The 13,303-nt window shown below is 64.8% G+C and carries 11 protein-coding genes; 7 read left to right on the top strand and 4 right to left on the bottom strand.

The features are described from left to right. Window positions 1–96 precede the first annotated feature (96 nt). The 4 genes from A3M3_RS0104370 to A3M3_RS0104355 all read right to left on the bottom strand — a co-directional run bounded on the left by A3M3_RS0104370 (window position 97) and on the right by A3M3_RS0104355 (window position 6,142). On the bottom strand, window positions 97–1,734 hold the full coding sequence (locus A3M3_RS0104370; RefSeq protein WP_051422926.1) for a hybrid sensor histidine kinase/response regulator: 1,638 nt from the start codon (window positions 1,732–1,734) through the stop codon (window positions 97–99). A 53-nt stretch (window positions 1,735–1,787) separates the two neighbouring features. Continuing rightward, window positions 1,788–4,022 carry a S9 family peptidase gene (locus tag A3M3_RS0104365; protein ID WP_028265314.1) on the bottom strand — a complete coding sequence of 745 codons (2,235 nt, stop codon included), beginning with the start codon at window positions 4,020–4,022 and terminating at the stop codon, window positions 1,788–1,790. Window positions 4,023–4,093: 71 nt separating this feature from the next. Next, entirely contained in the window at window positions 4,094–5,122 is a 1,029-nt protein-coding gene (locus A3M3_RS23760; protein WP_035741344.1) for an LCP family protein, read from the bottom strand. A 102-nt stretch (window positions 5,123–5,224) separates the two neighbouring features. After that, window positions 5,225–6,142, bottom strand: a complete 918-nt coding sequence (locus A3M3_RS0104355; RefSeq protein WP_028265313.1) for a DUF5996 family protein — start codon at window positions 6,140–6,142, stop codon at window positions 5,225–5,227. Window positions 6,143–6,301: 159 nt separating this feature from the next. On the opposite strand from A3M3_RS0104355, the gene A3M3_RS0104350 reads away from it, so the two are divergent. The 7 genes from A3M3_RS0104350 (at window position 6,302) to A3M3_RS0104325 (ending at window position 12,687) form a co-directional block, all read left to right on the top strand. Further along, complete coding sequence (locus tag A3M3_RS0104350) at window positions 6,302–6,649, top strand: UBP-type zinc finger domain-containing protein (RefSeq protein ID WP_028265312.1); 348 nt, start codon at window positions 6,302–6,304, stop codon at window positions 6,647–6,649. A 344-nt stretch (window positions 6,650–6,993) separates the two neighbouring features. After that, window positions 6,994–7,440, top strand: a complete 447-nt coding sequence (locus A3M3_RS27850; RefSeq protein WP_155854283.1) for a hypothetical protein — start codon at window positions 6,994–6,996, stop codon at window positions 7,438–7,440. A gap of 63 nt (window positions 7,441–7,503) precedes the next feature. After that, window positions 7,504–8,124, top strand: coding sequence for a signal peptidase I (locus tag A3M3_RS0104345; RefSeq protein WP_028265311.1), 621 nt, complete (start codon window positions 7,504–7,506; stop codon window positions 8,122–8,124). A gap of 38 nt (window positions 8,125–8,162) precedes the next feature. Beyond that, on the top strand, window positions 8,163–8,831 hold the full coding sequence (locus A3M3_RS26845) for a TasA family protein (protein ID WP_051422925.1): 669 nt from the start codon (window positions 8,163–8,165) through the stop codon (window positions 8,829–8,831). A 6-nt stretch (window positions 8,832–8,837) separates the two neighbouring features. Further along, window positions 8,838–9,443, top strand: a complete 606-nt coding sequence (locus A3M3_RS0104335; protein ID WP_028265310.1) for a hypothetical protein — start codon at window positions 8,838–8,840, stop codon at window positions 9,441–9,443. A gap of 58 nt (window positions 9,444–9,501) precedes the next feature. Further along, on the top strand, window positions 9,502–9,903 hold the full coding sequence (locus tag A3M3_RS23750; RefSeq protein ID WP_035741340.1) for an Hpt domain-containing protein: 402 nt from the start codon (window positions 9,502–9,504) through the stop codon (window positions 9,901–9,903). Window positions 9,904–9,996: 93 nt separating this feature from the next. Further along, window positions 9,997–12,687, top strand: coding sequence for a PEP/pyruvate-binding domain-containing protein (locus A3M3_RS0104325; protein WP_028265309.1), 2,691 nt, complete (start codon window positions 9,997–9,999; stop codon window positions 12,685–12,687). Window positions 12,688–13,303: the final 616 nt, after the last annotated feature.

The following is a 13,303-nucleotide window of genomic DNA, read 5'->3' as shown; positions in this document are numbered from 1 at the left end:
TCGCCTCTTAACGACAACAACTGCTAGCTACTTGGGTGGACGCAAAGCAATTCCAGCATCGCCCCGGGCCACCGCCCGGGGCGATGTTTTTTGCCCCTAGTTCTTGGTATTGAGGGGGAGCCGGACCGAGACGGTGGTTCCCACTCCGAGCCCGGACTCGATATCCAGCGCGCCGGAATGGCGCTCCACAATGTCGTGGACTATCGCGAGGCCAAGGCCGCTCCCTGGGATAGCCGCCGTAGAGGCGTTCGAAGCGCGGAAGAACCGCGTAAACACTTGGTCGATTTCCTTTTCGGGAATTCCGACGCCGGTGTCCTCCACACGCACCACCACACTGGGAACCGGGTCCTGGGTGATCTCGCTGCTGACGGCGACATGGCCGCCGTCGGGGGTGAATTTGATGGCGTTGCTGATGATGTTGGAAAAGACCTGCTCCAGCTTGGCCTCATCGGCCCGTACCGTCACGGTTCCTGGCGCGTGCGCCACGGTGAGCGACAGCGAACGGGACTCGGCGAGGGGCTGCAAGGCCGAGACAACGAGCCGGAGCATGGTCCCCACATTCACGGGGCTCAAGTGGAGTTCACCGGAGCTGTTCTGGTGCGAGACGGTGAGCATGTCCTCGATGAGCCGGCGGAGGCGCTCGGCGTTTCGCGAAATGACGTCCACCATCCGCTCAACGCCCGCGGGAATCGCTCCACCGGCGCCGCTGCGGATCATGTCCAGATAAGCCGTGATTGAGGTCAGGGGCGTCCGGAGTTCGTGGTTCACCGTGGTCAGGAAGTCGGTCTTTGCCTGGTCGAGTTCCTGGAGTTTGTACATGACCTCCTGTTGTGCGCCTATCAGGTGGCTTTGCATCAGGCCATAAGCCAGGTTTCCCGATACGTGCTGGATCAGGCCGATTTCGGCCCGTGTCCATTTCTGTGCGGTGTCCGGGCGGGCGATCCAGATGACCCCCAGAACAAGATCTCCCTCGCCTACCGGCACAACAACAGAGGCCGACGGCGCATGGGCGCCACCCGGCGCACTTGCACCATCGGGCTGCCCCGGCAGAGCCCGCCTAGGCAGCGGCTGAACCTCGGCTTCGGCCCACAGGTGCGCCGCCACTTCGAACCTGCTCACCTCGTCGGTGAGCTCGACAGGCAGGACTCCGTGGGCCAGGCCAGGAGCGTTCCATTCGGCACAGACCTGCGGTACGCGGGCGTCCGGGAACGTGGTGAACCAGACGTGTTCCGCGCCCAGGGCGTCGCCGATTCCATCCACCAGATGCCGGGCGATCTGCGCTGGATCGATGGTTGACCGGATCGCCGAGGACACCTTCCGCAGGCTTTCCCTCAGCGATTCGGTTTCCGCGCGGCGGCGCGTCCTTTCGCTGGCCCGGGCAATCAGTACCAGTGCCCTGCTTGCCCGAACGGCCGGGGGCTGGCCACTGTGCACAAAATCCGCGATGGTCCATGCTTCCAGGGCGGAAACATCGAGCTCGTCGTCCGGGTCCAGCATGAGCAGAACAGGGGCAACATTCCGGGGAAGAAGATCCCGGAGCCCGTTGTCCACCACCAGCACGTCGCTCGGCCCGCTCTCCAGCGCGGCTGCAAGCGAGCCGGCGTCGGACGCTGAACGAACCACGAACCCCGCGGAGGTGAGCGCCGCGTTGGTCTCCGCGCGGCGGATCGGATCGGGGTCGGCCACCAAGGCACTCTTCGGCACCGAGGCGTCGATAGTCAAGCGACTCTCCACTACGCTCCTACTGTTCGATTCGGCTCCCGTGGGAGAGCTTACTATCGAGAACGCTACTTGAGCCCCGCACCGGGCAGCAGTTCGACCGCGCCGAGTGCATCCGCGACGAAGGCGTAGTCCCAAGCACGCTCGCGCCACTGAACGTAGCGCCCCGAAGCTCCGCCGTGTCCACCGTCCATTTCGATCTTCATCACGATCGGCGCTGTCCCGGTGGTCTCCGAACGGAGCACCTGGACCCACTTGGCGGGCTCCACGTAAAGCACGCGTGTGTCGTTGAAAGACGTGACAGCGGCGATCCGGGGGTATGCGGCGGCGCGGATGTTCTCGTAAGGGGTGTAGGACTTCATGTAGTGGTACACCTCGGGATCGGTGATGGGGTTGCCCCATTCCTCCCATTCAAGAGCCGAGAGCGGCAGATCCGGGTCCAGGATGGTGTTCAGCGCGTCGACGAACGGCACCGCGGCCACGATCGCCGCGTATTTCTCCGGTGCGAGGTTCGCTACGGCACCCATGAGCAGGCCGCCCGCGGAGCCACCCATGGCGGCGATCCGGCCCGGCGCCACCCAACCGGAGGACGCAAGCCAGTCCGTTGCCGCGATGAAGTCCGTGAAGGTGTTTTTCTTGTTGAGCTTCTTCCCGTCGTCATACCAGCGCCGGCCGAGCTCGCCGCCGCCGCGGATGTGGGCGATCACCATGACGATTCCGCGGTCCAAGAGGGACAGCCGCGCCACTCCGAAACCCGGATCCATGCTGACCTCGTAGGAGCCATAGCCATACACCAGGCCCGCAGCGCTTGAATCCTGCTTCACGGAAACGTGCCGGAGCACGGACAAGGGCACCCGGGTGCCGTCGGCCGCCGTCGCCCATTCGCGCGTGGCCACGTAGTCCGAGGCGGTGTACCCGCCCAGCACCGGGCTTTCTTTCCGCAACAGCAGTTCGCCTTGCGGCAGTGCGGCGGTGGGCAGCACAAAGTCGTACACCCGCGACGGCGTGAAGAAGGACGTGTAGCCGATCCGGATCACCGGGGCCTCGTAGTCGGAACCCGCCACCCCGGCCGTGTACAGCTCCTCGTCGAAGGCAGGCTCAATAGCCGGGCCCTGCGCCGAGGTTCCCAATCCAGCGAGCGGCAGCACCTGCACGCGCTCGATCGTGTCCTGCCGTACCCCCACCACCAGATGCGTCGAGGTGACGCCGGCACCGTTGACGCGAACGGCGTCGGAATGCTCGACGACGGTGCGCCAGCGCTGCTCGGCCAGCGGCTTGGCGAATTCGGCCGGATCCGCGATGGAAACCATCGAGTTGATGGCGTCCTTGTTGTGCGTCAGGAGGATGGTCTCGGTCTTTTGTCCATCGGCGCCCTCGAGGAGGAACGGCTCGGCCTCGTAGAGAATGTGTTCGTCGCGGGAAATCACGGTGGACAGGCCGGCGTCGACCTCGTCGAAGCGCAGCAGGCGCGTCTCGCTGAACTCCGAGCAGCCGATGCTTAGCACGAGGTACCGCCGGTCGGAGGAGAGCTCGAAGCCGAGCCACATGGCGACGTCGTCCTCCTGGTAGATCACCTGGTCCTCGCTGACGGGCGTTCCCAGGACGTGCGACTTCACCTGGTAAGGCCGCCAGGCGTCGTCCACCACGGTGTAGAAGATCCGGGTGCCGTCTGGGGAGAAGGCCACGCCGTAGAAGATGTTCTCGATGACGTCGGGCAGCAGCTCGCCCGTCCGCAGGTCCTTGATGCGGAGGGTGAAGCGTTCCTCGCCGGAGTTGTCCACAGCGTAGGCAAAGAGGTTGCCGTCGACCGTCACGGCAGTGCCGCCAATGGAGAAGAACGGCTTGCCTTCCGCCTCGGTATTGCCGTCCAGCAGGACTTCTTCGCCGGGGAGTTCGACGCCGGGTTCCACCACGGGCGGGGTCCAGTCCGCCACCGCATCTCCCGAGTTTGCAGCCCGGACACGGCAATGGATCCCGTATTCCTTGCCCTCGACGGTGCGGGTGTAGTACCACCAGTGGTCCTTGCGGCTGGGGACCGAAAGGTCCGTCTCCTGGGTACGGCCCTTGATTTCCTGGAAGATGGCCTCCCGCAGCGGTTCCTGGTGCGCGGTAACGGCCTCTTGGTAGGCGTTTTCAGCCTTCAAATGCTCGATGACCTCGGAGGACTCCTTGTCCCGTAGCCATTCGTAATTGTCCACGAAAACATCACCGTGGTGCTCACGGGTGCTGGGGACCTTTTTCGCGACAGGGGCAGTGGGGCCCTTCGCATGGGACGGCTGGGCGGAACCGGGAGTATGGGTCATGTTCTCAATATATAGAGCCTGCCCGACGCCGGTGCCAGCGTTCGCTGCGGGGGTAGCCGTGCGCCTTTGTTTTAGTATCCGTGCGCCGCCGCATATTGCGGCAGCGTGCCGTCCCGCAGCGCCGCGGCCACTTGCCCGATCCCGGCGTAGTCCGGCACCACGATCGATTGCCCGTCCGGCGAGGTGCCGGTCCCTGCGGTCGGGAGGGTGAAGAAGACGGAGGCGCCGGGATCCACGGTGCGGAGTGCGTAGGCCAGCATGGCGACGCTGGCCGGGTCGAACCCTTGGTCCACAACGAGGTCATTGACCGCGAAGTTGACCAGGCTGAGAACCCCCGCGGGAGTCTGGAGGGCGCCAGAGAGCTTGACCAGCAGGGCGCGGAGGAACGTTTGCTGGTCGCGGACGCGCTGGAAGTCGCCATCCACGAACGAGTAGCGCTCGCGGACGAACTCGAGGGCCGCTTGGCCGTCCAAATGGTTCACTCCGGCGACGAAGACGTGATGGGTTTCAAAGCTGGCAGTGAAGGGCAGTGTGACATTGACGTCGATTTCGCCGAGGCCATCCGTGAGGGTCTTGAAGCCGTTGAAGTCGAGCATGACCGTATGGTCCACGTGCGTGCCGAGCAGCGATTCAACGGTTTTGACCACCAAGGGAATGCCGCCCAGGCCGAGGGCAGCGTTGACTTTTGATGCGCCGAAGCCGGGGATGTTGACCCAGTTGTCGCGCATGATCGAGATGCCGTAGATCTTTTTCCTGTCTGCGGGAACGTGGATCAGCATCAGGCAATCAGAGCGTTGGTCCGACGGTTGTCCGCTTGTCACGGTCTGGTTGTTCTGCTCTTTCGCGTTTGCGCGGCTGTCGCTGCCGATCACCAGGATGTTCATCTCGTTTGCGGGAAGCTCCGGGATGGTCGGCGGGGCCGGCGCCGCCGCAACCGGCGGGGTGTGGGTCGGGGTGGAGGACTTGCTGCCCGCGGAGGCGCTCGCGGGGTTGCTGGAGGGCGAGGACCCGGACCCGGCGACGATCGCAGCAATGACTACAATGACCGCAAGCAGAACTGCGAGCCCTGCCGCTAGCCACAGCCGCCGTCGTCGGTCCATGATCGGAAGTTACCACTCAGCTGGGTTAAATACCCCTTCCTGGTCGGCCTCATTTTGGCCACAAAAACCGGTCGTAGACACCCGCAGCATTCGCGTTCGATGTCAGTCCAGGCGTTCAAGCGCTCGGCGGTTCCAGTGTGCGCAGCTCGCGGCGGCCTCGTAGGTGCTCTGCAGGAACTCCAGGAGGACCGAGTCGGGATCCGCTGCGGTCCGCACCAGCGCGTAAGGCATCACGAATTCGCCCAGTTCCGCGCTGAAATAGGCGCCGGCGGGCCTGATCGGAAACTCCCGGTATCCCTCCGGCTCGGGGTAAATGTACGAATAAAAGATGCCCTCGGGATCGCCTCCGGGCCAGTAGCCGGCGCTGCACACCTCATGGGAGTACGCCTCGAGCATCACGCGTGGTCCGCAATTCGGCGCACCGCCGGGGTGCGGCGGAGCGGGCTGTCCGGAGAAGCGGCTCACTGCCAGATCCAGCGCTCCCCAGAACAGGTGAACCGGGCTGGCCTTGCCCAGGAAACGTCCTCGGAACATCGTGAAAACACGGTCGGCCTCGATCAGGGTGAGCCAGAAACGGCGCACCTCCCCGGCGTTATAGCTGGCATGCGTCCGGTCTTCGGCGAAGGGAACCGCATCGGCGATCTCCACCGGAACGGGCCAGAATTCCGTGGCCAGTCCCAGTTCGTCCAAGCAGCGCAGCAAGCTGGTGTAGAAATCCGCAACGGAGAGGGCCGTCAGACCGAATGACCGCACTGCGCCGGACGTGCTCACAATCTCAAGGCGGTGCGCTTGAAAGTCGAAGTCGATCTGGAACCTTTGGCCCCCGTGGTGGGGCATCAGCGTGGTGGAGAGTCCACGGGCTGTCACACGGAGTGCACAGTTCCACCAATGGTTGACCAGTGGTGCGTTGGCCAGGCTCACTTTTCCGACAATCTGGGTGAATAATTGCAGGGTGTCCCGCGTGTCTTTCCACTGGGCGATGGGCAGATATGGCCACGCCCCTGAATCTGCTGTGTTCATTTCGCCTCCGCCGGGTCGCTGGGAAGCCCGACGGTCAGTTTCCCATCGGGGCCCGGGATCTTCAAGACTTCCGCGAGGCCGCAACCCGGATCACGTATTCATCTATCATGCGAAGGACGCGTCCTCACCGGGGGACGTTCGCGAAGAGGAGGCACTCAGATGAGCTATCCGCCAGGGATCGATCCTGCCGTGGTGCCGAGCGGCACGGGCTGCGCCGACTGCGAGGAGCAGGGCGGGTGGTGGTTCCACCTGCGCCGTTGCGCCCAGTGCGGACACATCGGCTGCTGTGACTCCTCGCCCTCCCAACATGCCAGCGCGCACGCTGCTGCCACCGGTCACCTGTTTGTCCAGTCCTTCGAACCGGGCGAAGAGTGGTTTTGGAACTATGCCACCGAAGAATACTACGAAGGCCCGATGCTGGCCCCGCCCAACCACCACCCGCTCAGCCAGCCCGTCCCTGGCCCGGCGGGGCGGGTGCCGGCCGGCTGGGAGCGCCGTCTGCACTGACGGGCTTGCCGCATGTCTGGTGCTTGTCTGCGGAGTGGCCCGCTGGACACACCTGAGAACTCCCATGGAAGAGGATGCCGGCTGGACTCATTGCCAGGCGACGCGGCCAAGGGCCGATTCTCAATCTACGGGAATACAATTCTCACGTCGTGGACCGCCGCCTGGCCTGGGGAGGGACTGCGAGGAGCGTCGCCTGTGGCCGGATTCGATGTCTCGACAAAATAACGTGGTGGGAGCACGCAGGGACATGGATCACTCGCCTTCACCTGGAGCGGCTTTGCCGTGTCCTTTCGTTCCGTTATGGGGGCGCTTTGCCCGCGGAACCGGACGCTCTCCCTGCGGGCATGGGAGATTGTGCATGGCCCCAATGTCGCGGCGCCGCACCATATTCGGGGGATGGGCAGCAGCCGACGCTGCTGATTTTTCTCCTCGCCTTGGAATTACGGGTGTCGCTCAGCAGCACGGCTGTCGCGGACGGCGGAAAATCCGCGCAGCCATTTGATCCTTCCAACCCGCTGTATTTGCTGGGCCAAGGCGGCACGTCCTACGACGGGCATTCCTATTACAACTCCGGCGTCAGGGCCAACGTGGGAACCGTCCACGGCCTGCGGCCTGCACGATTACATGGGAATGATCGGCAAGGTGGTGGTGAAGGACTAGAAGCCCTGTTTTGGCGGCTAACCACCGCTGCCAGCTCTAGCCTTGGATCTCCTAAAGTTTTGCTCAATATTCGGCTAAATCCTGAAGAAAATTCCTCAACAAACCTTATTGGAATATTTGAGCCGTCTTGATGCGAGGCCAGCAAAGTGGATCTTGTTCCGCTACACGGTCTCAAACGAAACGGAAACGTCCCCATGGACAGCTCTATCAGCTCTGGCACGGGTCCCCGCCTGGGGGCGAGGACCCGCCAACGCATCTCCGCACGCCAGGTGCTCAGGATGATCGCGATGACGGCCGCGACGCTCGCGACTCTGGCCTTCCTCGCGGTCGGCGTCGCGGCCCCGCTGCTGCACATCGGATTCTCCCCGGTCCTGACTGGCAGCATGCGTCCGGCTTACGCTCCCGGGGACCTGCTCATCACGGTTCCAACCGATGTGAGCAGCCTCCGTCCGGGCCAGATCGCCGTCTTTACGCCGCCCGGTGAAAGCGTCCCGTTCGCCCACCGCATCACCGCTATTGCCGGCACCCCGTCGAGGCCGATCCTCACCACCAAGGGCGATGCCAACCCGGCCCCTGACCATTGGCAGGCTGTACTGGACCAGACCAAGGTGCCGGTGGTCGTCGCCGTCGTTCCCTCGGTTGGAAACGTCCTGCTGTGGATCGAAAGTCCGCTCCAAAGGGCCCTCCTGACGGCTTTGTTTGGCCTGACGGTCACCGGATCCGCTGTCTGGTGGATCCTCCGAAGCGCCCCTGCCTCATCGGCACGCCGCACATCGGGCCACTCCGGCCGCCGTCGCGCGGTCCACGCTCTCTAAGAACCCATCACGCACCACCCTCCCGTAAAGGATCTGCCATGTCTGAAATCAAAGCCCACCGCGCCGCCCGCTCCACCCGCCGCCCCGCCCTGTTCGCCGCCTGCGCCGTGGCAGCTGCCGGCCTGGCCATCACCGGCGGCGGCGTGTTCGCTGCCTTGAACGCCACCGCCTCCAACACCACCGCCCAGAACGCCACCTCCGGCACCCTGAGCCTGACCATGGCTAACAACGGAGCCGGGTTCGGCCAGTCGGTCTCCAACCTCGCTCCCGGCGACATCGTGAACCGCTACGTCAACCTCACCCAGGGCGACACCATGGATGCCAAGGCCCTGACCCTGGCGGTAGCAGACGGCACCCCGAGCAAGCTCACCACTGACGCCACCAAGGGACTCCACGTCACCGTCACCGACTGCTCCGGCACCTGGACCACCACCGGCGCCGGCGCTTGCACCGGAACGGGGGCCACCACCACCGTCCTGGCGACGGGCGTGCCCCTGAGCTCCCTCACAGCGACGCCCTCGACGTTGATCGCCGGCACGGTCGCAGCAGGTTCCACCCTGAACCTCCAGATCTCCTTGACCCTGCCGGACCAGAACGAAACCACGGTCAACGGCGTCCTTCCCGCCAGCCCCATCCAAGGCCTGGCCTCGGCGCTGACCTGGACCTTCGGCGAAAACCAGCGCACCTCCACGGTCGTCGGAAGCTAAGAACGAGTGAACGTGCACCACTACCCCAGCAGGGCCGTAGCCGCCATCGCGGCCGCGGTCCTGCTGGCGTGCACGTCCACACCAGCCCAAGCCGCCGCCATCGCCACCACCTCCACCGCGGTGCAGCAGGCCGTGGGCAGCGGCACTTGGGGAGCCGTTGCAACGCAGAGCACCGCGCCCTACGCTCCCAGCTCCGTCCTGCTGACACTCACGTTTCAGAACTATGGCAACCCCTCGAGCCCGTCGTTCACTCTCCAGTACTTCACGGTCGGGAACACAGGCAACCTGCCCATCACGGCGGCAAACTACATCACCAGCACCGTGGCCCAGACCAGCGTGCAGTTCATTGTTGAATCCTGTAGCACCACATGGAACGAAACCAGCGGAACCTGCCCGGGCGGAACAGTGGCGCAGGTCCTGGCAACACAATTCGGCTCCAGCTCCGCAACCACCCCCGGCCCCGCCCCGGCAACCCCCGGAACAGGCCTCCGGCTCCGGGCCAGGGTCAGCACGAACGGAAATGTGACCCCCAACAACTTCTCCCCGGCCCTCACCATCAGCACCAACGTGGACCGCACCCAGGTCCGGACCGCGAAGAGCAACGGGAGTTGACCCCCCCGAATACCCGCCACCACGTCAACTGGACACGAACTTCGAACAGGACCAGACCATGGCAGCCACACCACGGTGGGAGGTCTTCCACCCCGACCCCCTGCTCGACCTCGCAGACCAGCTGCAATGCACCACCATTCCCAGGAGATACGCGCTGACCTTCCTGGAATTACTCCAGAAGCGCGTGGAACGCATCCTCTCCGCCATCGTTAGCAGTGATGCTGAGGAGGCCATGGACGCCGTCCTCAGCCTCAAGGTCAATGCCCACATGGTCGGTGCACGCTCGATGGCGGAAACCTGCAACGGCCTTGAACAAAACATCCTTGACGGTGACATGCCAGTGGCAGCACGTAATGCGCGGACCCTTCGCGGCAACATCGGCACCCTCAAAACCGCCATGCACGATTTTCTCTCGTACGCGCTGAAGGAATCTGCCACCAAGGGCGCCTCCCACGCCTAGCCGCAACCATCGCCTCCCGAGCGGTGGCGTGACAGTATGTTGTGAAACGGCCTCGATGAAGGCACCGCATCTCCACAGCGAGGAGCGACGGTCATGAGCTACGTCTACACCTTCGACGAAGTGCAACCGGGCGACATCGCCGTAGCCGGCGGCAAAGGCGCTGGACTGGGCAACCTTGTCCGGGCCGGGCTGCCTGTTCCACCAGGATTTGTGCTGGTCACTGCCGCCTATGGGGCTTTCGTGGATGCCAACGGGATCCAGCCGCGCATCCAGGAGCTGGCGACCCTCCCGCCGCAGGCGGCACCGCAGGACTACGAGGACGCCTCGAAGGCAATCCGGGCGCTTTTCACCGCCGGCACCATGCCGGCAGACGTCGCGGCCGAGCTCGGTGCCGCCTACGGTCGCCTCAGCGATGCCGCCGTCGCGGTCCGTTCCTCCGCGACGGCCGAAGACCTGGCCTCGGCCAGCTTCGCCGGGCAACAGGAGAGCTACCTTAATGTCCGCGGGGCGGAAGCGCTGGCAGCGGCCGTCATCGATTGCTGGTCTTCCTTGTGGACGGGGCGCGCCTTGGCCTACCGCGCGCGCGAAGGCATCGCCCCGGATTCGGTGCGTCTCGCCGTCGTGATCCAACGGATGGTCGAGGCCGCCGGGGTCATGTTCACCGCCAATCCGGCCAACGGGCGCCGCGACCAGACGGTGATCAGTGCGGCTTGGGGCCTCGGGGACTCGGTGGTCAGCGGAACCGTCACCACGGATGACCTGGTTGTCGAAGCTGGAACCGGCCGCGTGCTCTCGCGCCGCACCGCCGACAAGGAAGTCATGACGGTCTACGCGAGCCAGGGGACCGTGCCCGGGGGAACCGTGGAGCAGCCGGTGCCCGCAGCGCTTCGGCACCAGCCGGTGCTGGACGACGCTGCCGCCGCCGAACTTGCCAGTTACGGAACGCGTATTTCGCAGTACTTCAAGGCGCCGCAGGACATCGAGTGGGCGCGGTCCGGTCGCGAATTCTTCATGCTGCAATCCCGGCCCATCACCGCACTGCCCGAACCCTCGGCTGACCCACCGGAGACGTGGCCGGTGCCCTATCCGAAGGGAATGTACTTCCGCGCGAGCATCGTGGAACAGTTGCCGGACCCGCTCTCCCCGCTGTTCGCCGATCTCATTGACGGCTCGGTGACGAGGTCGCTTAAGGCCCTCATGGCAGAAGCCGTCGGCAGCAAAGTCATCCGGGAGAGCGACGTCGGACTACCCACCATCAACGGCTATGCCTACTACTATTACCGAACCTCGGGAATGTGGCGGGTGATGGGCAAATTACCAACGGCCCTCAACGCGCTGGCCCGGGGCAAGGCGCACATGGGCCTGAGTGGTTGGCGGGAATTCTCCCATCCCCGTTACGCGCGGATTGTCCAGGGCTGGTCGACGAGGTCCGTTTCGAGGCTCTCCGGCGAGGAATTGTTGGAGGGCGTCCGGACGTTGTTGGACGCCGGCACCGTGTACTACACGGCGGTGCAGTCGGTCATTCCGATCGCGGCCACCAGCGAAATCTCTTTCCGTGCCTATTACGACAAACTCATCCGACGCGCGGGCGATCCTCCGGCCGAAACGTTCCTCCTCGGCTTCGACAGCGAACCCATCCGGGCGGAGAAGTCCTTGTACGACCTCGCCGTCTGGGTCCGCGCATTACCGGAGTTGGCTGCTGCGATCCTCAATGAGCCGACGCCGGCGCTCGCCGAGTCCCAGCGCAACGGGTCCACGCCTGGCTTCGTGGACCCGGCGCTTTGGCAGCAATGGCATTCCCGGTTCCAGGACCACCTCGACCGTTTCGGCCACGCGGTCTATAACCTGGATTTCGTCTGCCCTGTGCCAGCCGACGATCCAACGGCGCAGCTGGAACAGGTGAAGTTCTACCTGCGAGGACAGGGCAATGATCCGTACGAGCGACAGCGGCTCGCGGCCGCTCGGCGGAAGGAGCAGACAGATCGAGTGACCACCCGTCTCGGGCGGAGGCGCAAGGCGGTGTTCCTCCGGCTGCTCCGGTGGGCGCAGAACGCGGCGCCTGTTCGCGAAGACGCCCTGTCCGACGTCGGACTGGCCTGGCCGCTGATACGGCGGATGCTGCTGGAACTCGGGCCGCGGCTGGTGCACTCGGGGGTGATCGCCGCGCCCGCCGACGTATTCTGGTTGCGCCATCAGGAGCTGCAGAGCGCCGTCGAGTTCGGTCTCGGCGAGCCGGACGCTCCCGAAGCGCCGGGCGCCCCTGCGCCGGTGGCAATCACCGGGACCGAGCGTCCTGTCCGCGCTGACGTCGTCGAGGAGCGCAAGATGCTGTGGCGAGGCCAGGTCAAAGCCGCGGCTCCTCAAATGTTGCCCGAAAGCCGGTGGATGAAGCGAACCTTCGAATCGATGATGCCAGCGGGTTCCGAGGACCAGCAGGGCGACGTCATCAAGGGAGTCGGCGCCAGCGCGGGCCGCGTCAGTGCTCCTGCCCGTGTCCTGAGCGGGCCGCAGGACTTCGCGCAGATGGCGCCCGGAGAGGTGCTGGTGGCCCGGATCACCACTCCCGCGTGGACCTCGCTGTTCGCGATGGCGTCCGCCGTGGTCACCGACGTCGGCGGTCCGTTGAGCCACAGCTCCATCGTGGCCCGCGAATACGGAATTCCCGCCGTGCTCGGCACCGGGGTTGCCACCCAGCGGCTCAAGAGTGGCCAACTGATCACGGTCGACGGCGACGCCGGCACGGTCACCCCCGACGCGGTGACCCCCGATCACTCGGCCGGCTAGCTCCCGCCCGACGCTCGCTCACCTTTGGGGCGTTTCCCGAGGACGCTCGATCACTAGAGGTGAGCGAGGGCCCTGCCTGCAAATGTGCTTGGTGTCATGAGACGTGATCTCTGTGGCATTAGGTTCCTCCTTGTGATGGTGGGTTACCGGCCAGCGTTTTCAGAGCGACGGACGGGTTCCCGTCAGGACCACTTGAAAGAATTTGCCTTTAGTTTTCGCTACGAATGAGTGGCTGCCGGGGCGCGCAGATGGGAAATCGGGGCTGGCCCCGAGAAGTGAGGTCTCGACTCTTTGGGCCTGCGAAAACGCCAAGATGTCACCTTTGAATCGCGTTCGGCGTGGCACCCAGACGCTCGCGCTCACTAGAGCTGAGCGAGCGTTCCGTGTTTTGCCGCGATAGCTGAGCGAGCGTCGTGTTTTGGTTCGCGGGCGGGGGGGGTCGTTAGTGCCCGACGGCGGGGGCCTCGTTGCGCTGGAGTGTCCCCTCTGAATGAAGCTCGCCGTCGCCGACGACGCTCGTTACCTTTTTCGTAGCCCTTTCCTGGTGCAGGATATGGGTGTGTTGGCCTGCCGTCCCGGCATGATTGTGACGCTCTGTCGATGCATGATCCTGAGC

This window comes from Arthrobacter sp. MA-N2 (assembly GCF_000517125.1).
Taxonomy (GTDB): Bacteria; Actinomycetota; Actinomycetes; order Actinomycetales; family Micrococcaceae; genus Arthrobacter; species Arthrobacter methylotrophus.
Note: the sequence above shows the minus strand (reverse complement) of the source record. Positions and strands in the feature narration are given on the sequence as shown.

Excerpts from the sequence above, each read along its gene's own strand:
- A3M3_RS0104365 (WP_028265314.1), bottom strand. The coding sequence starts at position 4,022 with ATGACCCATACTCCCGGTTCCGCCCAGCCGTCCCATGCGAAGGGCCCC.
- A3M3_RS23760 (WP_035741344.1), bottom strand. The coding sequence starts at position 5,122 with ATGGACCGACGACGGCGGCTGTGGCTAGCGGCAGGGCTCGCAGTTCTG.
- A3M3_RS0104355 (WP_028265313.1), bottom strand. The coding sequence starts at position 6,142 with ATGAACACAGCAGATTCAGGGGCGTGGCCATATCTGCCCATCGCCCAG.
- A3M3_RS0104350 (WP_028265312.1), top strand. The coding sequence starts at position 6,302 with ATGAGCTATCCGCCAGGGATCGATCCTGCCGTGGTGCCGAGCGGCACG.
- A3M3_RS27850 (WP_155854283.1), top strand. The coding sequence starts at position 6,994 with ATGGGAGATTGTGCATGGCCCCAATGTCGCGGCGCCGCACCATATTCG.
- A3M3_RS0104345 (WP_028265311.1), top strand. The coding sequence starts at position 7,504 with ATGGACAGCTCTATCAGCTCTGGCACGGGTCCCCGCCTGGGGGCGAGG.
- A3M3_RS26845 (WP_051422925.1), top strand. The coding sequence starts at position 8,163 with ATGTCTGAAATCAAAGCCCACCGCGCCGCCCGCTCCACCCGCCGCCCC.
- A3M3_RS23750 (WP_035741340.1), top strand. The coding sequence starts at position 9,502 with ATGGCAGCCACACCACGGTGGGAGGTCTTCCACCCCGACCCCCTGCTC.
- A3M3_RS0104325 (WP_028265309.1), top strand. The coding sequence starts at position 9,997 with ATGAGCTACGTCTACACCTTCGACGAAGTGCAACCGGGCGACATCGCC.